The 20,761-nt window shown below is 72.0% G+C and carries 17 protein-coding genes; 7 read left to right on the forward strand and 10 right to left on the reverse strand.

Annotated features, from left to right (window positions below; all coding sequences use genetic code 11):
- Window positions 1–115: 115 nt before the first annotated feature.
- Window positions 116–778: a lysophospholipid acyltransferase family protein gene (locus tag ACIPJI_RS29755; protein WP_402249858.1), complete on the forward strand. Its 663-nt coding sequence runs from the start codon at window positions 116–118 to the stop codon at window positions 776–778.
- Window positions 779–882: 104 nt separating this feature from the next.
- On the opposite strand, the gene ACIPJI_RS29760 is transcribed toward ACIPJI_RS29755, so the two are convergent.
- Genes ACIPJI_RS29760 through ACIPJI_RS29770 form a run of 3 tightly spaced genes read right to left on the reverse strand, consistent with a single transcriptional unit; the run spans window position 883 to window position 4,351 of the window.
- Window positions 883–2,427, reverse strand: a complete 1,545-nt coding sequence (locus ACIPJI_RS29760) for an MFS transporter (protein ID WP_307705450.1) — start codon at window positions 2,425–2,427, stop codon at window positions 883–885.
- A complete protein-coding gene (locus ACIPJI_RS29765; RefSeq protein WP_307705451.1) occupies window positions 2,424–2,975 on the reverse strand; it encodes a TetR/AcrR family transcriptional regulator in 552 nt (183 codons plus the stop codon). The genes ACIPJI_RS29760 and ACIPJI_RS29765 overlap by 4 nt, the downstream gene beginning before the upstream one ends.
- A gap of 38 nt (window positions 2,976–3,013) precedes the next feature.
- Entirely contained in the window at window positions 3,014–4,351 is a 1,338-nt protein-coding gene (locus tag ACIPJI_RS29770; RefSeq protein ID WP_402249861.1) for a BTAD domain-containing putative transcriptional regulator, read from the reverse strand.
- A 159-nt stretch (window positions 4,352–4,510) separates the two neighbouring features.
- On the opposite strand from ACIPJI_RS29770, the gene ACIPJI_RS29775 reads away from it, so the two are divergent.
- The 3 genes from ACIPJI_RS29775 to helR all read left to right on the forward strand — a co-directional run bounded on the left by ACIPJI_RS29775 (window position 4,511) and on the right by helR (window position 8,830).
- Window positions 4,511–5,044: a hypothetical protein gene (locus ACIPJI_RS29775; protein ID WP_402249863.1), complete on the forward strand. Its 534-nt coding sequence runs from the start codon at window positions 4,511–4,513 to the stop codon at window positions 5,042–5,044.
- 199 nt (window positions 5,045–5,243) lie between these two features.
- Entirely contained in the window at window positions 5,244–6,479 is a 1,236-nt protein-coding gene (locus ACIPJI_RS29780) for a glycosyltransferase (protein ID WP_402249865.1), read from the forward strand.
- Between the two features lie 155 nt (window positions 6,480–6,634).
- Window positions 6,635–8,830 (forward strand): RNA polymerase recycling motor ATPase HelR, encoded by a 2,196-nt coding sequence (helR, locus tag ACIPJI_RS29785; RefSeq protein WP_402249866.1) that lies wholly within the window; start codon window positions 6,635–6,637, stop codon window positions 8,828–8,830.
- A 95-nt stretch (window positions 8,831–8,925) separates the two neighbouring features.
- Here helR and argH read toward each other — a convergent pair whose 3' ends face one another.
- Together argH and ACIPJI_RS29795 are read right to left on the reverse strand one after the other, a co-directional pair.
- The gene (gene argH, locus ACIPJI_RS29790) at window positions 8,926–10,353 is read right to left on the reverse strand and encodes an argininosuccinate lyase (protein ID WP_307705456.1); all 1,428 of its coding nucleotides are present in this window, start codon (window positions 10,351–10,353) and stop codon (window positions 8,926–8,928) included.
- A 77-nt stretch (window positions 10,354–10,430) separates the two neighbouring features.
- Window positions 10,431–11,624 (reverse strand): argininosuccinate synthase, encoded by a 1,194-nt coding sequence (locus ACIPJI_RS29795; protein WP_037775206.1) that lies wholly within the window; start codon window positions 11,622–11,624, stop codon window positions 10,431–10,433.
- A gap of 148 nt (window positions 11,625–11,772) precedes the next feature.
- On the opposite strand from ACIPJI_RS29795, the gene ACIPJI_RS29800 reads away from it, so the two are divergent.
- Both ACIPJI_RS29800 and ACIPJI_RS29805 read left to right on the forward strand, forming a co-directional pair.
- Window positions 11,773–13,161 carry a hypothetical protein gene (locus ACIPJI_RS29800; RefSeq protein WP_402249868.1) on the forward strand — a complete coding sequence of 463 codons (1,389 nt, stop codon included), beginning with the start codon at window positions 11,773–11,775 and terminating at the stop codon, window positions 13,159–13,161.
- Window positions 13,162–13,235: 74 nt separating this feature from the next.
- The gene (locus ACIPJI_RS29805) at window positions 13,236–13,823 is read left to right on the forward strand and encodes a pyridoxamine 5'-phosphate oxidase family protein (protein WP_307705458.1); all 588 of its coding nucleotides are present in this window, start codon (window positions 13,236–13,238) and stop codon (window positions 13,821–13,823) included.
- A gap of 865 nt (window positions 13,824–14,688) precedes the next feature.
- Here ACIPJI_RS29805 and ACIPJI_RS29810 read toward each other — a convergent pair.
- Genes ACIPJI_RS29810 through argC form a run of 5 tightly spaced genes read right to left on the reverse strand, consistent with a single transcriptional unit; the run spans window position 14,689 to window position 19,531 of the window.
- Window positions 14,689–15,225 (reverse strand): arginine repressor, encoded by a 537-nt coding sequence (locus tag ACIPJI_RS29810; protein WP_307705459.1) that lies wholly within the window; start codon window positions 15,223–15,225, stop codon window positions 14,689–14,691.
- 7 nt (window positions 15,226–15,232) lie between these two features.
- A complete protein-coding gene (locus ACIPJI_RS29815) occupies window positions 15,233–16,456 on the reverse strand; it encodes an acetylornithine transaminase (RefSeq protein WP_402249870.1) in 1,224 nt (407 codons plus the stop codon).
- Window positions 16,453–17,358, reverse strand: a complete 906-nt coding sequence (gene argB / locus ACIPJI_RS29820; RefSeq protein ID WP_356621205.1) for an acetylglutamate kinase — start codon at window positions 17,356–17,358, stop codon at window positions 16,453–16,455. Before argB ends, ACIPJI_RS29815 begins: the two co-directional genes overlap by 4 nt.
- On the reverse strand, window positions 17,355–18,506 hold the full coding sequence (gene argJ, locus ACIPJI_RS29825) for a bifunctional glutamate N-acetyltransferase/amino-acid acetyltransferase ArgJ (protein WP_402249872.1): 1,152 nt from the start codon (window positions 18,504–18,506) through the stop codon (window positions 17,355–17,357). Before argJ ends, argB begins: the two co-directional genes overlap by 4 nt.
- On the reverse strand, window positions 18,503–19,531 hold the full coding sequence (gene argC / locus ACIPJI_RS29830; RefSeq protein WP_356621203.1) for an N-acetyl-gamma-glutamyl-phosphate reductase: 1,029 nt from the start codon (window positions 19,529–19,531) through the stop codon (window positions 18,503–18,505). The genes argJ and argC overlap by 4 nt, the downstream gene beginning before the upstream one ends.
- Before the next feature lie 258 nt (window positions 19,532–19,789).
- On the opposite strand from argC, the gene ACIPJI_RS29835 reads away from it, so the two are divergent.
- Window positions 19,790–20,671, forward strand: a complete 882-nt coding sequence (locus ACIPJI_RS29835; RefSeq protein ID WP_402249874.1) for a helix-turn-helix domain-containing protein — start codon at window positions 19,790–19,792, stop codon at window positions 20,669–20,671.
- The last annotated feature ends 90 nt before the right edge of the window (window positions 20,672–20,761 follow it).

The following is a 20,761-nucleotide window of genomic DNA, read 5'->3' on the forward strand; positions in this document are numbered from 1 at the left end:
TCCTCGGTGAACCCGATGTGCGATCGAGGGTGACCCGCGAGTATCGTCCTCACCTGCAAAGACTTCACCGGCCATAACCGCCCGTCCCATGACACCGGAGGACCCGTTGTCCCGCTTGACGCTCATCAAGGCAGTGCTCGGGCCGATCCTGCGCCTGATGTTCCGCCCGCGTGTGGAAGGGGCGGAGAACATCCCCGGGACGGGTGCCGTGATTCTCGCCGGGAACCATCTCACCTTCATCGACTCCATGATCCTGCCGCTGGTCTGCGACCGCCCGGTGTACTTCATCGGCAAGGACGAGTACGTCACGGGCAAGGGCCTCAAGGGCCGCGCCATGGCCTGGTTCTTCACCGGCTGCGGCATGATCCCGGTCGACCGGGACGGCGCCAACGGCGGTGTGGCCGCGCTGATGACCGGCCGCCGGGTGCTGGAGGAGGGCAAGATCTTCGGCATCTACCCCGAGGGCACCCGCTCCCCCGACGGCCGCCTCTACCGCGGCCGTACCGGCATCGCGCGCCTCACCCTGATGACCGGCGCGCCGGTGGTCCCCTTCGCCGTCATCGGCACCGACAAGCTCCAGCCCGGCGGCGCGGGCCTGCCCCGGCCGGGCCGGGTCACGCTCCGCTTCGGCAAGCCGATGGAGTTCTCGCGCTACGAGGGGATGGACCGTGACCGCTATGTGCTGCGGGCGGTGACGGACTCGGTGATGTCGGAGGTCATGCGGCTGTCGGGCCAGGAGTACGTCGACATGTACGCGACCAAGGCGAAGGCGGCGTAAGCCGCTGCGCGGGTGTTTCGAGGGCTACGCCCCGTACCCCCACACCTCGAACGCAGGCGGGGCCGGAGTTGCCAGGCAACTTTGGCCCCGCCTGCGTTGCCCCCTCAGTGCTCGACGTCCTCCGCCAGCTTCTGACCGCGCAGCAGGAACCACGCCACCACGGCGGTGGTCAGGAGCACGACCGCTCCCACGCCGGCCGCCATCCGCAGGCCCTCGGTGAACGCCTCCTGCGCCGCCGTGACCAGGGCTTCCGCGCGGGCCGGCGGGAGGGAGGCCGAGGCCTCCACCGCGCCGCCGAGCGACTCGTGGGCGGCCGCGGCCACGTCCGTCGGCGTACCGTCCGGCGCGGTGAATCCGCGGTAGACGCCGGTGACGATCGAGCCCAGCAGCGCGATGCCGAGCGCCGCGCCCAGCTCGTACGCCGTCTCCGACACCGCGGAGGCGGCTCCGGCCTGTTCCTTGGGAACGCTGGAGAGGATCACGTCCGCGGTGACCGTGAACGAGAAGCCCGCTCCCGCGCCGACGATCAGCAGCGCCGCGCCGAGCAGCGGGTAGCCGGTCGACCCGGTGAGCATCGTCAGCACGGCGAGGGAGAGCCCGACGGCGGCCAGGCCGCCGGCGACGACGGACCGTACCGAGAACCGGCGGGCCACCTTGCCCGCGACCAGCCCGGTCGCCACCGCACCGATCGCGGCGGGCAGTTCGGCGAGTCCCGCCTCGAACGGTGCGCGACCCTGGACCAGTTGCAGGAACTGGGACAGGAAGAACACGAGACCCGACAGGCCGAGGATGGTCAGCAGGTCGGCGAGCACCGCGCCCGAGAACCCGCGGTGCCGGAACAGCCGCATGTCGAGCAGGGGCGCGCTCAGCGTGAGCTGCCGGCGGTAGAAGCCGTACAGGCCGGCGGCGCCGACGAGCGCTGCCACGCCCGCTTCCCAGCTCGCCCCGTGGGTGGCGGCCTCCTTGACGGCGTAGACGACAGCGACCATGCCGACGAGGGACAACGCCACGCTGAGCAGGTCCCAGGGGCCGGTGACCGGGTTCTTCGACTCCGGCAGGAGCTTGACGCCGACGACGACGAGAACCGCCATCACGGGCAGGTTGATCAGGAAGACGGAGCCCCACCAGAAGTGCTCCAGCAGCAGGCCGCCGACGACGGGGCCCACTGCCGCACCCGCGGACGCGGTGGCGCCCCAGATGCCGATGGCGAAGCTTCGTTCCCTGGGGTCGTGGAAGATGTTGCGGATCAGCGCCAGCGTGGAGGGCATCAGGGTCGCGCCGGCCACGCCGAGCAGCGCCCGCGCGAGGATCATCATCTCCGGGCTGGTGGCGTACGCGTTGAGCACCGAGACGGCGCCGAAGGCGACGGCTCCGCTCAGCAGCAGCTTCTTGCGGCCGATGCGGTCGCCGAGGCTGCCCATCGAGACGAGCAGGCCGGCGATGACGAACGAGTAGACGTCGCCGATCCACAGCAGCTGGGTGCCGGTCGGCGCCAGGTCCTCGCTGAGGAACGGGGTGGCGAGGCCGAGGACGGTGGCGTCGACGGCCACCAGGAGGACGGCGAGGACCAGGACCGCGAGGGCCAGCCAGCGGCCGGGGCGGTACACGGTCTCGTCCGTCCCGGTCGTGGGCTGGACGGTGCTGCTCATTGATCCACTCTCCGTAGTGCTCCGCCGAGCAGCAGCTCGGCGGTCATGTGCTGGAAGTCCTTCTTGGCGACGCGGCCGTCCATGACGGCCCAGGCGCAGGAGCCGATGAGGGCATAGAGCGCCTCGGTCAGCCAGGCCGGTGTCAGATCGATGCGGAACTCGCCCTCGTTCTGGCCGCGCCGGAACAGGTCGGAGACGCGGGCGTCGAGGCGGGCCCAGCCCTCGTTGATCTCGTCGCCCTCGAAGAGCTGGTTCTCGGTGTAGAGGAAGGCCAGCAGGTCCGCGGCCGGCTGCAGCTCGCTGATCAGCCGGCGCAGGGCCTCGCCGGCGCCGTCCTGGTCGAGTCGGGCCCGGTCGATCGCCGCCTCGAACTCCTGGATGCCGAGCTGTTCCAGGGCCCTGACGAGCGCGTCCCGGCCGGCGAAGTGACGGTGCAGGGTCGCGCGGCCGATGCCCGCGGCCCGGGCGACCTCGTCCATCGTGGCGGTCGATTTCCGGGCGAGGAGGGCGGCGGCGGCGCGCAGCACGTGGTCTCGATCCATGGCCATGGGACAACCATAGACCATGTGAGACATCAATGTCTCATTCAGTACGCCAGCGTCTCTTTTCCGCAGGTCCCGAGGCTGCACCATCTGCGCCGGCCGCTCTCGTCCCTGAACAGCCAGCCGCGGTCGGGGCCCGGACAGGCACGGAGGGTGAATCTCCCCGGGTCCGCCAGAAGCTCGGCGGCGCTGCGGGCCACGGCGAGCACGGGCAGCCGTAGACCGGCGGACGGGGACAGCCGCCAGCGGCCGAGACCGTCCTCGCCGCGGACGAACGCCGACGCCTTCGCGGCGTCCTCGGCGACTCCCGCCACCGCCCTGAACGCCCTCACGTCGTCGGGACCGGTCAGAGCGGCGTACAGCTGTGTACGCAACTCCCGCGCCTCCTCGAGAACGGCCGCGGCCTCCTCGGGCCGCTGCCGCGCCCGCTCGATCAGCCCGGTCACCAGCCGGTCCTCGGCGAGGTCCAGGTGCCCGGCCCAGACGGCGAGCGTGCGGTACGTGCGCAGCCATTCCGATCCCGGCAGGCCCGGCCCGCCCCAGCCGGCGTAGGTGTTGCAGAACTCGAGCGCGGGATGGCCGCTGGTGGTCCAGGGCAGCCACTCCTCGTCGACCCGTACCGCGTAAAGGGGTACGGGCGGGCGGTGCAGCCGGGGATCGCCGTGCAGCATCCGGTCGTGCAGGGTCTTCAGCCCGGCGCCGGGCTCGATGCCCAAGCCGGTCACCAGCGCCTTGCGGGTGGCGCGGTACAGCTCGAGCGCGTCGGCCTGCCGGCCGCTCCGGTACAGGGCGGTCATCTGCGCGGCGACGAGCCGTTCCCTGCCGGGATGCTCACGGGCGAGCGGCGTCAGGTCGATGACGACCCTGTCGTGCGTACCGAGCTCCAACTGGGCCTCCGCCCGCTGCTCCAGCGCGGACATCCGGAGTTCGGCGAGCGACCCGCCGAGCCGCTCACGCAGTCCGTCGTCCGCGACGTCGGCGAGGAGGGGTCCCCGCCACAGCGCGAGGGCCCGGTCGTACAGGCGCACCCGCTGAGCCGGCTCGGCGACGACCCCGGCGCGGCGGGCGAGGGCCGTGAACTCGTGGGCGTCGACCGCGTGGACGCCCGGGTCGAGGACGTAACCGTCGTGACGGGTCTCGACGCGCACCCCGTACGGGCCCAGCCGGGCGCGCAGCCGGCCGATGTACGTGTGGACGGTGCCCCGCGCGGACGCGGGCGCGTCGCCGTCCCACAGCAGCTCGATGAGGCGGCCGGTGGTCACGACCCGGCCCGCGTCCAGCAGAAGGATCGACAGCAGGCAGCGCTCCTGGCGGCGGCTGCCCACCAGGACCCGGTCTCCCTCGTGACGGGCCTCGAACGGACCCAGCAGCTGGAATTCCATGGCAGCCGCGAGCCTAATCGGCGGGCGCGGCGGTGCACAGCGGTGGTGAGTGCGTGGTCAGACGGCGGGGCCAGGCTGGGGCGGACAGCGGGACGGCTTCCCGGTCCGATCCTTCTCGGCCCGTCATGTCCCGGCCGACCTCTTCTTCAGGGAGTCACCATGCGACGAACCGCCATTGCTCTGGCGGCAGTTGCCGCGACCACGCTCATGGGCACCGCCCCCGCGTCCGCCGCCGGGCCCGCCACGCGGCCAGTCGACGTCAATGCCGGCTGGGAGCCGGCGCCGTCCGCGCCGTGGGACGTCGCGGCGGGCCTGCGCTGCGACTTCCCCGTCCACGGCGAGCCCGTCGTGGACGAGGTGGTCCGGCGGGTGCTGGACACCCACCCCGACGGAAGGCCGAAACTGGTCGCCTACAAAGGCGACCTGATCGTGCGGGTCACCAACAAGGAGACGGGTGACTCCTACGACGCGGACGTCAGCGGCGCAGCCCTCGTCGACCACCGCGCCGACGGCTCCCAGTTCTGGTCGGTGCTCGGCCCGGTGCTGGTGGGGGTCGGCGAGGGCGCCGGCAATCTCGACCGGGGCCTGTACGTCGTGGACGGCGTCTACACCATGGACATCAGCTCGTCCGGCTACAAGAAGGTCACCATGGCCCACGGATCGACGACGAACATCTGCGAGCGGATCGACTGACCGGCTCCGGCGACGGATCCCCCGCGACCGGATCTGCGCCGTAGGGCGGTCCGTCCGGAGGTACGAAAAAGGGCAAGGGGGCTGTGCCCACTCCTTGCCACTCTCAAGGTATAGCGCACTGGGGGGCTTGCGGCAAGGCCCCCGTCGTGCCGCAGAATCTCCGGCCTGAGCCGGAATCTGCGGAAGCGAGAGTCACGAAATGCGAGTGTTGTTGTCGACGTACGGGTCGCGCGGTGACGTCGAACCGCTGGTGGGACTCGCGGTGCGGCTACGGGAACACGGCGCGGAGGTGCGCGTGTGCGCGCCGCCGGACGAGGACTTCGCGCAGCGGCTGGCCGATGTGGGTGTGCCGCTGGTGCCGGTCGGCCCGTCGGCCCGCGCGCTGACGAAGGCCGCGCCGCCGCCCTCGTCCCTGCCCCAGCGCGCGGCCGCGGTGATCGCCGGCCAGTTCGACGCGATTCCCGCGGCTGCCGAGGGATGTGACGTGTTGGTGGCGACGGGCCCGATGCCGGCGGCGGCCGGCGCGCTGTCGGTGGCCGAGAAACTGGGCATCCGCTCCGTGTCCGTGACCTTCCAGCAGCTCACCCTGCCCTCGCCGCACCACTCGCCGCCGGCGTACGCGGGCAGGCCGTTCCCGCCGGACGTGACCGACAACCAGGTGCTGTGGGACATGGACGCGCAGAGCATCGACGTGCTGTTCGGTGAGGCGCTCAACACCAAGCGGGCGTCGATCGGTCTGCCGCCGGTGGACCACGTCCGCGACTACGTCATCGGCGACCGCCCGTGGCTGGCGACGGACCCGGTCCTGGACCCGTGGCTGGAGCCGTCGGACCTCGACGTGGTGCAGACCGGCGCGTGGTTCCTGCCCGACGAACGCCCGCTCCCGGACCCGTTGGCGGCGTTCCTCGACGCGGGCGAACCGCCGGTGTACGTGGGCTTCGGCAGCATGCCCCTGCACGGCTCGCCGGACGCCGCCCGCGTGGCCGTCGAGGCGGTCCGCGCGCAGGGCCGCCGCGTACTCGTCTCCGGCGGCTGGGCCGACCTGGCACTGATCGACGACCAGGACGACTGCTTCGCCGTGGGCGAGGTCAACCACCAGGCCCTGTTCGGCCGGGTGGCCGCCGTCGTCCACCACGGTGGCGCGGGCACCACGACGACGGCCACCCGTTCCGGCGCACCCCAGGTGGTGGTGCCTCAGGCGGTGGACCAGCCGTACTGGGCGGGCCGGGTGGCCGAACTCGGCATCGGCGCGGCGCACGACGGTCCGACCCCGACCTTCGAGTCCCTGTCGGCCGCGCTCAGGACAGCCCTGGCGCCCGGGACCCGCGACCGGGCGAGGGCCGTGGCCGGCATGGTCCGCACCGACGGGGCGACGGTGGCCGCGAAGCTGCTGCTCGATACGGCCGGCCAGGAAAGGCCGCCCATGTCCGCGTGAACATCACGCGATCGCCGAGCCAGGAACCGGAACACGAACACCTGGGAACGTGGCCCTCATGGCCGTCGCCGCCATGGCCACCAGGTTCGTCACGCCGGTCCGGACGCCTTTCTGCGCGCAATGACTGCACGCGGCCTCACATCGGAGCCAATGACGTGAACCCCCTGACCATCAGCGCCTTCGACCTTCCCGACCGTCTCTCCCCCAAGGCCGACCCGACGCTGATCGCGGGCGACGAGCAGCACTTCGCGGCCGTCGCGAAGTGCCTGGAGGAGTCGATCGCCGAACTGACCGACCGCCTCGACGCCGAGCGCAGGGCGCCCGGCGGCACCGGCCGGCAGGCGATGGACCGTGACATGGAGATCCACCGGCTGACCGCTCGCCTGCGCGCACTGCGCCGCTTCGGGCTGGACCTGTGCCTCGGGCGCATGGTCGGCGCGGACGACTCCGAGCCCGTGTACGTCGGACGACTCGGCCTCAAGGACAGCGCGGGCCGCCGGCTGCTGCTCGACTGGCGCTCCCCCGCGGCCGAGCCGTTCTTCGGAGCCACCCACGCCGACCCGATGGGTCTGGCGAGCCGCCGCAGATACCGCTGGACCCGCGGCCGGATCAGCGACTACTGGGACGAGGTGTTCACGGCTGACGGGTTCGCCGGGCACGCCGCGCTCGACGACCAGTCCGCCTTCATCGCCAGCCTGGGCAGCAACCGGTCGCCGCGGATGCGGGACGTGCTCGGCACCATCCAGGCGGACCAGGACGCCGTCATCCGCGCGGGGTCCCGCGGCGCTCTCGTCGTCGACGGCGGCCCGGGTACGGGGAAGACCGTCGTCGCTCTGCACCGCTCCGCCTACCTGCTGTACTCCGACCCTCGCCTCGGTCACCGCCGGGGCGGCGTGCTGTTCGTCGGTCCGAGCCGGCCATACCTGAGCTACGTCGCCGACGTCCTCCCCAGCCTCGGAGAGGAGGGAGTGCAGACCTGCACCCTGCGTGACCTCGTCGCCGAAGGGGCCGTGGCGAAGGTCGAGGCCGACCCGGAGGTGGCCCGCCTGAAGTCGTCCGCGGACCTGGTGCACGCGATCGAGAAGGCCGTCGCCTTCTACGAGGAGCCGCCCGCCAAGGGCATGACGGTCACGACGCACTGGTCCGACATCCGGCTGAGCGCCCACGACTGGGCCGCGGCGTTCGAAGCGGCGGAGCCGGGTACGCCGCACAACGAGGCACGCGACCAGGTGCTGGAGGAGCTGCTGACGATCCTGGTGGACAAGCACGGCGAGGACGACGCGGACGACGTCCCGCCCGAACTGCTCCGCAAGTCGCTGCGGGGGAACAGGGAGCTGATCACGGCCTTCGACCGCGCGTGGCCGCTGCTCGAAGCGGCCGACCTCGTCGGAGACCTGTGGTCGGTGCCCGCCTACCTGCGGATGTGCGCGCCCTGGCTCGGCCGCGACGACGTCCACAAGCTGCAGCGCGAGGAACCCCATGCCTGGACGGTGTCCGACCTGCCGCTCCTGGACGCCGCACGGCAGCGGCTCGGCGACCCGGAGGAGTCGCGGCGCAGGCGTCGGCACGAGGCCGTCCTCGCCGCCCAGCGTGAGCGCACGGAGCAGGTCGTCGACAACCTGATCCAGGCCGCGGCCGACTCCGGCGCCGACGGTGACGACGGCGAAGGCCTGGTGACGATGCTGCGCGGCGAGGACGCCAAGGTCAGCCTGGTCGACGAGTCCGAACTGCCCACCGTCGAACCGGACCTGCTCGCCGGTCCGTTCGCGCACGTCGTCGTGGACGAGGCCCAGGAACTCACCGACGCCGAGTGGCAGATGCTGCTGCTGCGGTGCCCGTCCCGGAGCTTCACCATCGTCGGGGACCGTGCCCAGGCCAGGCACGGGTTCACGGAGTCGTGGCAGGAACGGCTCGAGCGGGTCGGGCTGGACCGGATCACCCTGGCGTCGCTGAACGTCAACTACCGGACGCCGGAAGAGATCATGGCGGAAGCCGAGCCGGTGATCCGGGCCGCGCTCCCCGACGCCAACGTGCCGACGTCCATCCGCGGCAGCGGCGTCCCCGTCGTCCACGGATCCGCCTCGGAGCTGGAGGCGGTCCTCGACCACTGGCTCGCCGAGCATGCCGAGGGGATCGCCTGCGTCATCGGCGCCGGAGACGTCGAAGAGGGCTCGCTCCCTTCGACGTCCCGCGTTCGATCGCTGACCCCGGAGCTGTCGAAGGGGCTCGAGTTCGACCTGGTCGTCCTCGTCGACCCGGAGGAGTTCGGCGAGGGCATCGAAGGAGCGGTCGACCGCTATGTCGCGATGACCCGGGCGACCCGGCAGCTCGTCGTCCTCACGAGCTCCTGACGCCGGCCGGACGAAAGCGCATCGACGCCGGACCGGGGCGACCGGTCCGGCGTCGATGCGCCGGCAGGGGGCGGCGGCGCCGTGGCGGCGGCGCGCTACTGCTTGGCCGTGGCCCAGGCGTGCTGTATCACCAGGTCGGCCTTCACCTCGTTGAGCTGGGTGGCGACCGCCGAAGGGGCAGTGCCACCGCGGCTGTTGCGGGAGGCCAGCGCGCCGGGCACGTTCAGCACGGTACGGACCTCGGGCGTGAGGTGCTCGGAGATCTTGGCGAACTGCTCGTCCGTCAGCTGGTCCAGCTCGATGCCCAGCTGCTCGCACTCCTTGACGCACTCGCCCGCGACCTCGTGCGCGACGCGGAACGGCACGCCCTGCTTGACCAGCCACTCGGCGATGTCCGTGGCGAGCGAGAAGCCGGCCGGGGCGAGCTCCTCCATCCGCTCGCGGTTGACGGTGAGCGTGGCCATCATGCCCGTGAAGGCGGGAAGCAGGACCTCGAGCGTGTCGCAGGAGTCGAAGACGGGCTCCTTGTCCTCCTGGAGGTCGCGGTTGTACGCGAGGGGGAGGGCCTTGAGCGTGGCGAGCAGCCCGGTCAGGTTGCCGATGAGCCGGCCGGACTTGCCGCGCGCCAGCTCCGCGATGTCCGGGTTCTTCTTCTGCGGCATGATCGACGAGCCGGTGGAGAAGGCGTCGTGCAGCGTCACGAAGGAGAACTCCTTCGTGTTCCAGATGATGATCTCTTCGGCGATGCGCGAGAGGTTCACGCCGATCATCGCGGTGATGAAGGCGAACTCGGCGACGAAGTCCCGCGACGCGGTGCCGTCGATGGAGTTGCCGGCCGAGCCGCGCTCGAAGCCGAGGTCGGCGGCGACCGCCTCCGGGTCGAGTCCGAGGGAGGAACCGGCCAGAGCACCGGAGCCGTACGGGGAGACGGCCGTCCGGGTGTCCCACTGGCGCAGCCGCTCGGCGTCCCGGGACAGCGACTGGACGTGCGCCAGGACGTGGTGGGCGAAGAGGACCGGCTGCGCGTGCTGGAGGTGCGTACGGCCGGGCATGGCCACGTCCGGGTGGGCCTCGGCCAGGCCGACGAGGGCGTCCTGGAGGTCGGCGATCAGGCCGCCGATGATCCGGGCGTGATCGCGCAGGTACATCCGGAAGAGCGTGGCGACCTGGTCGTTGCGGGACCGGCCGGCGCGGAGCTTGCCGCCGAGATCGGGGCCGAGACGCTCGAGCAGGCCGCGCTCGAGGGCGGTGTGGACGTCCTCGTCGGCGATGGTGCCGGTGAAGTCGCCGGACGCCACGTCGGCCTCGAGCCGGTCGAGTCCGTCGAGCATCCGCGTCAGCTCGTCGTCGGTGAGCAGACCCGCCTTCTTCAGGACGCGGGCGTGGGCACGGGAGCCGGCGATGTCGTACGGCGCGAGCCGCCAGTCGAAGTGCACGGACGCGGACAGCTTCGCCAGCGCCTCTGCCGGACCGTCGGCGAAGCGGCCGCCCCAGAGCCGGACGTCACCGTTGTTGCTGCTCACAGCTCGAGCTCCTTGGATGAGGGTGTGAAGACGCCTCCCCGCCGCGACGAGGAGGCGCACTGTTCGACGCAGGCGCCTTACGCCAGGTCCCGCTTGGCGGCGATCTTCTGCGACAGGCCGAAGATCTCGATGAAGCCCTGCGCCTTCGACTGGTCGAACGTGTCGCCCGAGTCGTAGGTGGCGAGGTTGAAGTCGTACAGCGACTCGTCGGACTTCCGGCCGGTGACGACGGCCCGGCCGCCGTGCAGGGTCATCCGGATGTCGCCGGTGACGTGCTGGTTGGCCTCGTTGATGAAGCCGTCCAGGGCGCGCTTGAGCGGGGAGAACCACAGGCCGTCGTAGACCAGCTCGCCCCAGCGCTGCTCGACCTGCCGCTTGTACCGGGCGAGCTCGCGCTCGACGGTGACGTTCTCCAGCTCCTGGTGCGCGGTGATCAGCGCGATGGCACCGGGGGCCTCGTACACCTCGCGGGACTTGATGCCGACGAGTCGGTCCTCGACCATGTCGATCCGGCCGATGCCCTGGGCGCCGGCCCGCTCGTTGAGCTGCTGGATGGCCTGGAGGACGGTGACGGGCTTGCCGTCGATGGCGACCGGGACGCCGGCCTTGAAGGAGATGACGACCTCGTCGGCCTCGCGCTGCTCGGCCGGGTTCGAGGTGTACTCGTAGATGTCCTCGATCGGCGCGTTCCAGATGTCCTCCAGGAAGCCGGTCTCGACGGCCCGCCCGAAGACGTTCTGGTCGATGGAGTACGGAGACTTCTTGGTGGTGGCGATCGGGAGCTGCTTCTCCTCGCAGAAGGCGATCGCCTTGTCCCGGGTCATCGCGTAGTCACGGACCGGGGCGATGCACTTCAGCTCGGGCGCGAGGGCGACGATGCCGGCCTCGAACCGCACCTGGTCGTTGCCCTTGCCGGTGCAGCCGTGGGCGACGGTGGTGGCGCCGTGCTTCTTGGCGGCGGCGACGAGGTGCTTGACGATCGTCGGCCGGGAGAGGGCGGAGACCAGCGGGTAGCGGTCCATGTAGAGGGCGTTGGCCTTGATCGCGGGGAGGCAGTACTCCTCGGCGAACTCGTCCTTGGCGTCGGCCACCTCGGCCTCCACCGCACCGCAGGCGAGCGCGCGCTTGCGGATGACGTCCAGGTCCTCGCCGCCCTGGCCGACGTCCACGGCAACGGCGATGACCTCGGCGCCCGTCTCCTCGGCGATCCAGCCGATGGCGACGGAGGTGTCCAGGCCGCCCGAGTAGGCGAGTACGACGCGCTCGGTCACGGGTTTCTCCTTACGGTGCATACGCTGATGGGTATAACTATGCAGTCCTCCGTATGGTTTGTCAATCGACACGGAAACCCGCTGGTCGGCGCCTTTCCTCCGCTCCTAGGGTGGGCCGCGTCCACAAGGCGCGGGAGGGGTGCGGGGCATGGGCAAGCGGTGGAACGACGCGGCGGCCAGGGATGCCGTGAGGCTTCTGCTGGAGGGGCGCACGGCGAGCCAGGTGCTGGACTTCGACGACCCGGCCTGCTGGACGGCCCTGGACCAGGCGACCCGGACCTTCGGACGGTACGGGTGGGAGGAGTACGACCCGCGGAAGCGGCCGGAGACCGCCCTGTGCCACCCGGACGGCCGGGTCCGTGAGGACGCGCTCGTCACCGGACCCCGCACGCCCGCCTTCTGGCATCTCGTCGTCGTGCGCTGCACCGACTGGGCGGAGCCGGTGCGGCTGCGCGCCCGCGCACTGCTCACGGAGCGGCTGCGGAGCGGACCGGAGCAGACCCTGCGCGCACTCACACCGCTGGTGCTGCGTCTGGGCCGCCGCGAGGAGGGCGCCTGGGCGCACGACCTCTTCGACAAGGCGCTGCGCGCCGTTCCGAAGCTGGCGCCGAGTCTCCTTCGGGACACGCGGGACAGCGCGACGCGGCGCCTCGCCGCACGGATCATGCTCGACCACGGGCTACTGGACGTGCGGGCCATGGCGCGCCACGCCGCCGACGATCCGGATCCGGTCCTGGCGCGGCTGTGGTCGGACGCGGTGCTCGCCGCGATGGCGGCCGACGGATCCGACGACCGCGCCGTCGACCGCCTGCTCGGCGGGCGCATGCCGTTCGTACGGTCGGCCGGGGCCACGGCGCTGCGGCGGGCGGGGCGGGCGCAGGAAGCGGTGAACCACCTCGCCGACCGGTCGGGACTGGTACGCGCCTGCGCCCGGTGGGTCATCAGCCAGGACGGCGGAGATCCGCACGCCAGTTACCTCGAGCTGTGCGGAACTCTCGGCACCGTTGCGCCTTACGCCGTCACCGGACTCGCGGAGTGCGGCCGTCGGGAGGACGCCGCACTGCTCCGTCCGCTGCTGACGCATCCCGCCGACGGCGTGCGGGCACAGGCCGTGGCGGGACTGCGACTGCTCGAATCGGCGTCCGTCGAGACCGTGCTCCCGCTGGTGGACGACCCGGCGGCGGCCGTCGCCCGCGAGGCGGCACGGGCGCTGCTCCCGTACGCACGCCGGCTCTGCGCGGACCGGCTCACCGAGCGGCTGTCGCCACGGTGGCCCACCCCCACACGCCGGGCCGCGTTCCGGCTGCTGCGGGAACAAGGCGGCCTCGTCCAACTCCGCGCCTCCGTGGCCCTGTTGGCGGATGCCGACCCCAAGTTGCGGCGCACTGCGGAGTCCTCGGTGCGGCAGCGGACCTGGATGTACGAGATCCCGCCGGGTGACGCGGAGGTGGACCGGCTGCTCCGGCGGTGCGCGCACCTGTTCAGCGACGAGGTCATGGCGGTGACGCGCACGCGGACCGGCCTCACGCGCGCCTGACGACTCCGGCGCGGAGCCCGGCCGAGGGCCGGTTGTGGCGGGATCACGGAGTCGCGGGGTCGATAATCCCTCTCATGGGGAAAACGTATGAACGCATCGAGGGCCGGCTCCGGGACTTCATCGAACAGCAGCCGGTCTTCTTCACGGCGACCGCGCCGCTGGCCGGTGACGGGCACGTCAATCTGTCGCCCAAGGGGCGCAGCGGCACGCTCGTCGTCCTCGACGAAATGACGCTCGCGTACCTCGACTTCGGCGGCAGCGGCGCCGAGACGATCGCGCATGTGCGGGAGGAGGGGAACGGGCGGATCACCCTGATGTGGTGCGCGTTCTCCGGGCCGCCGCAGGTGGTGCGGGTGCACGGCCAGGGCGAGGCGGTCTTCCGTGACGATCCGCGCTGGGCCGGACTGATCGGCCACTTCAAGGACGCCGACGGCCCGGCCGCCCGCGCGATCATCGTCGTCCACGCCCGCCGCATCAGCCAGGTCTGCGGCTTCGCCGTGCCGTTCATGGACTACCGGGAGGAACGGACGCAGCACGCCGAGTACTTCGGGCGGAAGTCGGACGAGGAGTTCGCGGCGTACTGCGAGAAGAAGGAACACATCGGCGTGAGCCTGGACGGCCTCCCGGCCCTGCCGCTGCCACTGCCGGCCCGCACGGACTGAGCGGGGGGCGTCGGCTGCGGGTGCGTGTGCGTGGCGCCTGCGGCGGGCCGCTCCCCTGCCCCGCCCCTCCGCTGCACCGATGCGGCTCCGCCGCGTGGCGGGGCAAGCCCCGGACCCCGTACCGCGCTTCGCGCGGTGCCCTCCAACGCCGGATGGGCCGAAATGCCCTGCGCGGCACTTCAGCCCGTCGGCGAAGGCACTCCGGCTTGCCGGGCAACTTCAGCCCTGCCGGCGGCTCCAGCCCTGCCGGCGGCTCCGGCCTACGCCACCGGGGGCATTCCCAGCCCCCGCTGGAGGTCCCTCCCACGCCCGCCAGGGCGTAGGGGGAGTTCGAGGCGCGGGGGTCCGGGGGCGGAGCCCCCGTGACCACCGCGCGCAGCACGGTGCCGGGCCCGGGCCGAGCGCGGTGAGATGACCCTCCCACGCCCGCCAGGGGCGCAGAGGGGTGAGGCACGGGGGGCTGGGGCGGAGCCCACCGCGCGCAGCGCGGTGCCGGGCCCGGGCGGAGCCCGGTGTGGGGCCCGGGCGGAGCCCGGTGTGGGGCCCGGGCGGAGCCCGGTGTGGGGCCCGGGCGGAGCCCGGTGTGGGGCCCCTCCCACGCCCGCCAGGGGCGCAGAGGGGTGAGGCACGGGGGGCTGGGCCGAGCCCCCGTAACCACCGCGCGCAGCACGGTGCCGGGCCCGGGCCGAGCGCGGTGTGGGGCCCCTCCCACGCCCGCCAGGGGCGCAGAGGGGTGAGGCACGGGGGGCTGGGCCGAGCCCCCGTGACCACCGCGCGCAGCGCGGTGCCGGGCCGGGCGGAGCCCGGTGTGGGGCCCCCACGGCCGCCAGGCCGTAGGGGGCTGGGGAAACGACCCCGCAGGGGCCTAGCGGTCGTTCTGCGCCAACCGCAGCATGTGGTCCGCCAGCGCCTGCCCACCCGCCGGATCGCGGCTGATCAGCATCAGCGTGTCGTCCCCCGCGATCGTGCCGAGCACATCGTGCAGTTCCGCCTGGTCGATGGCCGACGCGAGGAACTGCGCCGCGCCCGGCGGTGTGCGCAGGACCACGAGGTTCGCCGACGCCTCCGCCGAGATCAGCAGTTCGCCGGAGAGGCGCCGCATGCGCTCCTCCTTCGCGGACTCGCCCAGCGGGGCCTGCGGGGTGCGGAAGCCGCCCTCGCTGGGCACCGCGTAGATGAGCTCGCCGCCGGTGTTGCGGATCTTCACCGCGCCCAGTTCGTCGAGGTCGCGGGAGAGCGTCGCCTGCGTGACGTGCAGTCCGTTGTCCGCGAGGAGTTTCGCCAACTGGCTCTGGGAGCGCACCGGCTGCCGGTTGAGGATGTCCACGATCCGGCGGTGGCGGGCCGTGCGGGTCTGCGGTACGGCGGGCCCGCCGTGCTCGGTGCCGTTCGCGTCGGTCATCGTCGTCTCATTCTCCGGATCGTCCTTCCCCGTTGCCCGCCGTGGCCGGCGTGCTGGCGTCGAGGATGCCGGGCAGCGCATGGAGGAACGCGTCGACCTCCGCGTCGGCGATGGTCAGTGCCGGCATGAGCCGTACGACATCGGGCGCGGGGGCGTTCACCAGGAACCCTGCATCCTGGGCCGCCTGCTGCACCTTCGGTGCGAGGGGCCCGGTGAGCACGATACCCAGCAGCAGGCCGCTGCCGCGGACGTGGGAGACCAGCGGATGACCGAGACCCTCGATTTCCTCGCGCAGCTTCTCGCCCAGCCGCTTGACGGTGTCGAGCGCTCCGTCGGCGGCCAGCGTGTCGAGGACGGCGAGTCCGGCCGCGCACGCGACGGGGTTCCCGCCGAACGTGGTGCCGTGGTGGCCGGGCTTCAGCAGCTCCGCCGCCTCACCGAAGACGACGGTCGCGCCGATGGGCAGCCCGCCGCCGAGGCCCTTGGCCAGGGTGACGATGTCGGGCTCGACGCCTTGGTGGGCCTGGTGTTCGAACCAGTGGCCGGTGCGTCCGATGCCGGTCTGTACCTCGTCGAGGACGAGCAGTGTGCCGGTGGCGCGGGTGATCTCGCGTGCGGCTTCGAGGTAGCCCTTGGGCGGCACGACCACGCCGTTCTCGCCCTGGATCGGCTCGATGATCACGAAGGCGGTGTCCTCGGTGACCGCGGCGCGCAGCGCTTCCACGTCGCCGTACGGGACGTGCGTGACGTCCGACGGCAGGGGCAGGAACGGCTCCTGCTTCGCGGGCTGCCCGGTGAGCGCGAGGGCGCCCATCGTGCGTCCGTGGAACCCTCCGGTGGTGGCCACCATGTGTGTGCGGCCCGTCAGCCGGCCGATCTTGAAAGCGGCTTCGTTCGCCTCGGAGCCCGAGTTGGCGAAGTAGACCCTGCCCGGCCGGCCGAAGAGCTGGAGCAGCCGCTCGGCGAGGGCGACGGGCGGCTCCGCGACGTACAGGTTGGAGACGTGTCCGAGCCGGGAGATCTGGCGGGTGACGGCCTCGACGACGGCGGGATGCGCGTGGCCGAGCGCGTTGACGGCGATGCCGCCGACGAAGTCGGTGTACTCGGTGCCGTCCGCGTCCCAGACCTTGGAGCCCTCGCCGCGGACCAGCGACAGCTTCGGCGTGCCGTAGTTGTCGGACATGACGCCCTGCCACCGCTGGGCGAGCTGCTCGTTCCCGTTGCCGCTCATGCTTCCCCCTGTACGTCGTCGGGCACGACCATGGTGCCGATACCTTCGTCCGTGAAGATCTCCAGCAGGATCGAGTGCTGGACACGGCCGTCGATCACACGGGCGGTGTTGACCCCGTTGCGCACGGCGTGCAGGCAGCCCTCCATCTTGGGGACCATGCCGCTGGACAGCTCGGGCAGCAGCTTCTCCAGCTCGGTGGCGGTGAGCCGGCTGATGACCTCGTCGCTGTGGGGCCAGTCCTCGTAGAGGCCCTCGACGTCGGTGAGGACCATCAGGGTCTCTGCGCCCAGCGCCGCAGCGAGTGCCGCAGCCGCCGTATCAGCATTGACGTTGTAGACATGTCCGTCGTCCTGTGAGCGCGCGATCGAGGAGATGACCGGGATCCGGCCATCGGCGAGGAGCGCCGTGATGGCGCCGGTGTCGATCTCGGTGATCTCGCCGACCCGGCCGATGTCGACGAGCTCGCCGTCGATCTGCGGCTGGTGCTTGGTTGCGGTGATGGTGTGGGCGTCCTCGCCGGTGAGGCCGACGGCGAACGGGCCGTGCTGGTTGAGCAGGCCGACCAGTTCGCGCTGGACCTGCCCGGCGAGCACCATCCGTACGACGTCCATCGCCTCCGGGGTGGTGACCCGCAGTCCGGCCTTGAACTCGCTGACCAGGCCGTGCCGGTCGAGCGCCGCGGAGATCTGCGGGCCGCCGCCGTGCACGACGACCGGCTTGAGGCCGGCGTGGCGCAGGAAGACGACGTCCTGGGCGAATGCCGCCTTCAGGTCCTCGTCGATCATGGCGTTGCCGCCGAACTTGATGACGACGGTCTTGCCGTTGTGGCGGGTGAGCCACGGCAGGGCCTCGATGAGGATCTGCGCCTTGGGCAGCGCGGTGTGCTTCCTGGTCGTGCTCATGAGCTGTACGCGCTGTTCTCGTGGACGTAGTCGGCGGTGAGGTCGTTGGTCCAGATGACCGCGGACTCGGTGCCGGCGGCGAGGTCGGCGGTGATCCGGACCTCGCGGTAGCGCATGTCGACGAGGTCACGGTCCTCGCCGACCGCGCCGTTCCTGCAGACCCAGACGTCGTTGATGGCGACGCCCAGCCGGTCCGGCTCGAACGCGGCACGGGTGGTGCCGATGGCGGACAGCACCCGGCCCCAGTTGGGGTCCTCGCCGTGGATGGCGCACTTGAGGAGGTTGTTGCGGGCGATGGAGCGGCCGACCTCCACGGCGTCGTCCTCGGTGGCCGCGTTGATCACCTCGATCTTGATGTCCTTGCTCGCGCCCTCCGCGTCGCCGATCAACTGCCGGCCGAGGTCGTCGCAGACGGCCCGTACGGCCTCGGCGAACTCCTCGTAGCGGGGGGTGACCGTGCTCGCGCCGGAGGCGAGGAGCAGCACGGTGTCGTTGGTGGACATGCAGCCGTCGGAGTCGACCCGGTCGAAGGTCTGCCGGGTGGCGTTGCGCAGTGCCTTGTCCAGAGTGGCGGGCTCCAGGTCGGCGTCGGTCGTGAGGACGACGAGCATCGTGGCGAGGCCCGGTGCCAGCATGCCTGCGCCCTTGGCCATGCCGCCGACGGTCCAGCCGTCGCCCTGGGCGACCGCGGTCTTGTGGACGGTGTCCGTGGTCTTGATGGCGATGGCGGCCTTCTCGCCGCCGTGCTCGGAGAGCTGGGCGGCGGCCTGTTCGATGCCGGGGAGCAGCTTGTCCATGGGAAGCAGGACGCCGATCAGGCCGGTGGACGCGACGGCGACCTCGCCGGCGCTGTGCCCGAGCACCTCGGCAACCTTCTCCGCGGTGGCGTGGGTGTCCTGGAAGCCCTTCGGGCCCGTACAGGCGTTGGCGCCACCGGAGTTGAGGACCACCGCGCTGACCTCACCGCCGGTGAGGACCTGCTCGGACCACAGGACGGGCGCGGCCTTGACACGGTTGGAGGTGAAGACACCGGCGGCGGCGCGGCGGGGCCCGGTGTTGACCACGAGGGCCAGGTCCGGGTTGCCGTTCGCCTTGATCCCGGCGGCGATGCCCGCTGCCGTGAATCCCTTCGCTGCGGTCACGCTCACGGCGCAACTCCAATCGTGGAAAGACCGGTGCTCTCGGGGAGTCCGAGGGCGATGTTCATGCTCTGCACCGCGCCGCCGGCGGTGCCCTTGGTGAGGTTGTCGATGGCGCTGATGGCGATGACGCGGCCGGCGCTCTCGTCGTACGCGACCTGGATCTGCACCGCGTTCGACCCGTACACCGACGCGGTGGCGGGCCACTGCCCCTCGGGCAGCAGGTGTACGAACTCCTCGTCCGCCAGCGCCTTCTCGTACGCGGCCCGCACGTCGTGCGCCGTCGTGCCCGGCTTCGCCTTCACGGAGCAGGTGGCGAGGATGCCGCGGGCCATGGGCGCGAGGGTCGGCGTGAACGACACGGTGACCCGCTCCCCCGCGACCGCGCTCAGGTTCTGGATCATCTCGGGGGTGTGGCGGTGGCCGCCGCCGACGCCGTAGGGGCTCATGGACCCCATGACCTCGGAGCCGAGCAGATGCGGCTTGAGCGCCTTGCCGGCGCCGGAGGTCCCCGTGGCGGCGGTGATCACCGCTTCCGGCTCGGCGATTCCCGCCTGGTACGCGGGGAACAGCGCGAGCGAGACGGCGGTGGGATAGCAGCCGGGCACCGCGACACGCCTGGACCCCTCCAGCGCGGCGCGGGCGCCCGGCAGTTCCGGCAGGCCGTAGGGCCAGGTGCCGGCGTGCTCGGAGCCGTAGAACTGCTCCCAGTCGGCGGCGTCCTTCAGCCGGAAGTCGGCCCCCATGTCGATGACCAGCACGTCGTCGCCGAGTTGCTCGGCGACGGCGGCGGACTCCCCGTGCGGGAGTGCGAGGAACACGACGTCGTGCCCGGAGAGCACCTCTGCGGTGGTCGGCATGAGCACGCGGTCGGCCAGCGGCAGCAGATGCGGCTGCATGGTGCCGAGGGGCCGGCCGGCGTTCGAGTTGCCGGTGAGGGCGCCGATCTCGACGTCGGGGTGCGCCAGGAGCAGCCGGAGCAGCTCTCCGCCCGCGTACCCGCTCGCCCCTGCCACTGCTGCTCGTACGGTCATCGAAAATCCTCCTCATCGATGGCATGACTATACGCAGCAATGCAGGTTTATGCAATCAGGTGGAGTACGCCGGGCCGGGTGATGTGGCTGAGCGCTTCAGCGGAGGTCGCGGGCCGCGGTGTGTCGGTGCACAGGCCCCGGCGGCGAAGGCGGCTGCCACCCCTTGGCTCCGGTTGCTCGCGCACCACGGCCGGCCTCGGGCCCTCGGGTGTGAACGACCTCCCGGCGGGGGATCCGACCCCCGACGGGGGGAAACATATGAGCGAAGAGAGCCGCAGCACCCGGGAGTTACTGCACGACGAGGTTGTACGGGAGCGGCGCGGGGCACTGCGCGGGCGGATCAGGACCGCCGGGATCACCGTCCAGGACATCCTGTGCTGCGAGGACCGCGCCGGATTCGTCGGGCCCGGACACGCCGACGGGTACACCGTGGTCCTCTCCCGGTCCGGCGGCTACCTCCGCCGGATCGCCGGCGAGGAGTTCTTCGTGGACGCGAGCGGCGGCTACCTCACCCGGCCGGGCGACGAACACCGGGTCGCCCACCCGATCGGCCCCGGCGACCGGTCCACCGAGATCCGGGTCGGCGCGGAACTTTTCGCCGACCGATTCGACGGCCCGCCGCTCTCCCGGCGCTTCACGATCACCGGCGCCACCGACGTGCACCACCGCGCCCTGCTGGCCGCCGGCCGCCGCGGGGCCGACGACTTCGAACTGGCCGACCGGCTCCACCGCCTGCTCGACGGCGTGGCCGCCTCCGCCGGGCACTGGCGCACGGACACCGGCGCCCGCCCCGCCGCCGCCCGCGCCCACGGTCGGCTGGTCCGCGACGCCTGCGCCGTCCTGGCCGCCGGCACCCCGGGGCTCCGCCTCTCCCTGGAGGAGCTGGCCCGCACCGTAGGGGCCTCTCCGCACCATCTCAGCCGCGTCTTCCGCGCCGTCACCGGCACGACCCTCACGCACTACCGCAACGAACTGCGGATCCGCGGCGTCCTCCACGCGCTGGAGGAGGGCGAAGGCAGCCTGCGCGCCCTCTCGTACGCCTACGGATTCGCCGACCAGGCCCATCTGACCCGTGTGTGCCGCAGCCATACCGGCCACGTCCCCAGCGCCTTGCGGAGCCTCCTCGCGGATCGCGCATGAATGTCCAACGCCCCGGCGGAGGGCGGGCCACAGGATGGCGGCGGCCGGAAAGCCGGCCGGTGCCGTGCCGTCCCTCGCGGCGCGACGCGG

This window comes from Streptomyces sp. NPDC086835, from assembly GCF_044745705.1.
In the GTDB taxonomy this organism is placed as follows: Bacteria; Actinomycetota; Actinomycetes; order Streptomycetales; family Streptomycetaceae; genus Streptomyces.

Coding starts and splice junctions, on each gene's coding strand:
- ACIPJI_RS29760 (WP_307705450.1), bottom strand. CDS start 2,427: ATGAGCAGCACCGTCCAGCCCACGACCGGGACGGACGAGACCGTGTAC.
- ACIPJI_RS29765 (WP_307705451.1), bottom strand. CDS start 2,975: ATGGCCATGGATCGAGACCACGTGCTGCGCGCCGCCGCCGCCCTCCTC.
- ACIPJI_RS29770 (WP_402249861.1), bottom strand. CDS start 4,351: ATGGAATTCCAGCTGCTGGGTCCGTTCGAGGCCCGTCACGAGGGAGAC.
- ACIPJI_RS29775 (WP_402249863.1), top strand. CDS start 4,511: ATGCGACGAACCGCCATTGCTCTGGCGGCAGTTGCCGCGACCACGCTC.
- ACIPJI_RS29780 (WP_402249865.1), top strand. CDS start 5,244: ATGCGAGTGTTGTTGTCGACGTACGGGTCGCGCGGTGACGTCGAACCG.
- ACIPJI_RS29800 (WP_402249868.1), top strand. CDS start 11,773: ATGGGCAAGCGGTGGAACGACGCGGCGGCCAGGGATGCCGTGAGGCTT.
- ACIPJI_RS29805 (WP_307705458.1), top strand. CDS start 13,236: ATGGGGAAAACGTATGAACGCATCGAGGGCCGGCTCCGGGACTTCATC.
- ACIPJI_RS29810 (WP_307705459.1), bottom strand. CDS start 15,225: ATGACCGACGCGAACGGCACCGAGCACGGCGGGCCCGCCGTACCGCAG.
- ACIPJI_RS29815 (WP_402249870.1), bottom strand. CDS start 16,456: ATGAGCGGCAACGGGAACGAGCAGCTCGCCCAGCGGTGGCAGGGCGTC.
- argB (WP_356621205.1), bottom strand. CDS start 17,358: ATGAGCACGACCAGGAAGCACACCGCGCTGCCCAAGGCGCAGATCCTC.
- argC (WP_356621203.1), bottom strand. CDS start 19,531: ATGACCGTACGAGCAGCAGTGGCAGGGGCGAGCGGGTACGCGGGCGGA.
- ACIPJI_RS29835 (WP_402249874.1), top strand. CDS start 19,790: ATGAGCGAAGAGAGCCGCAGCACCCGGGAGTTACTGCACGACGAGGTT.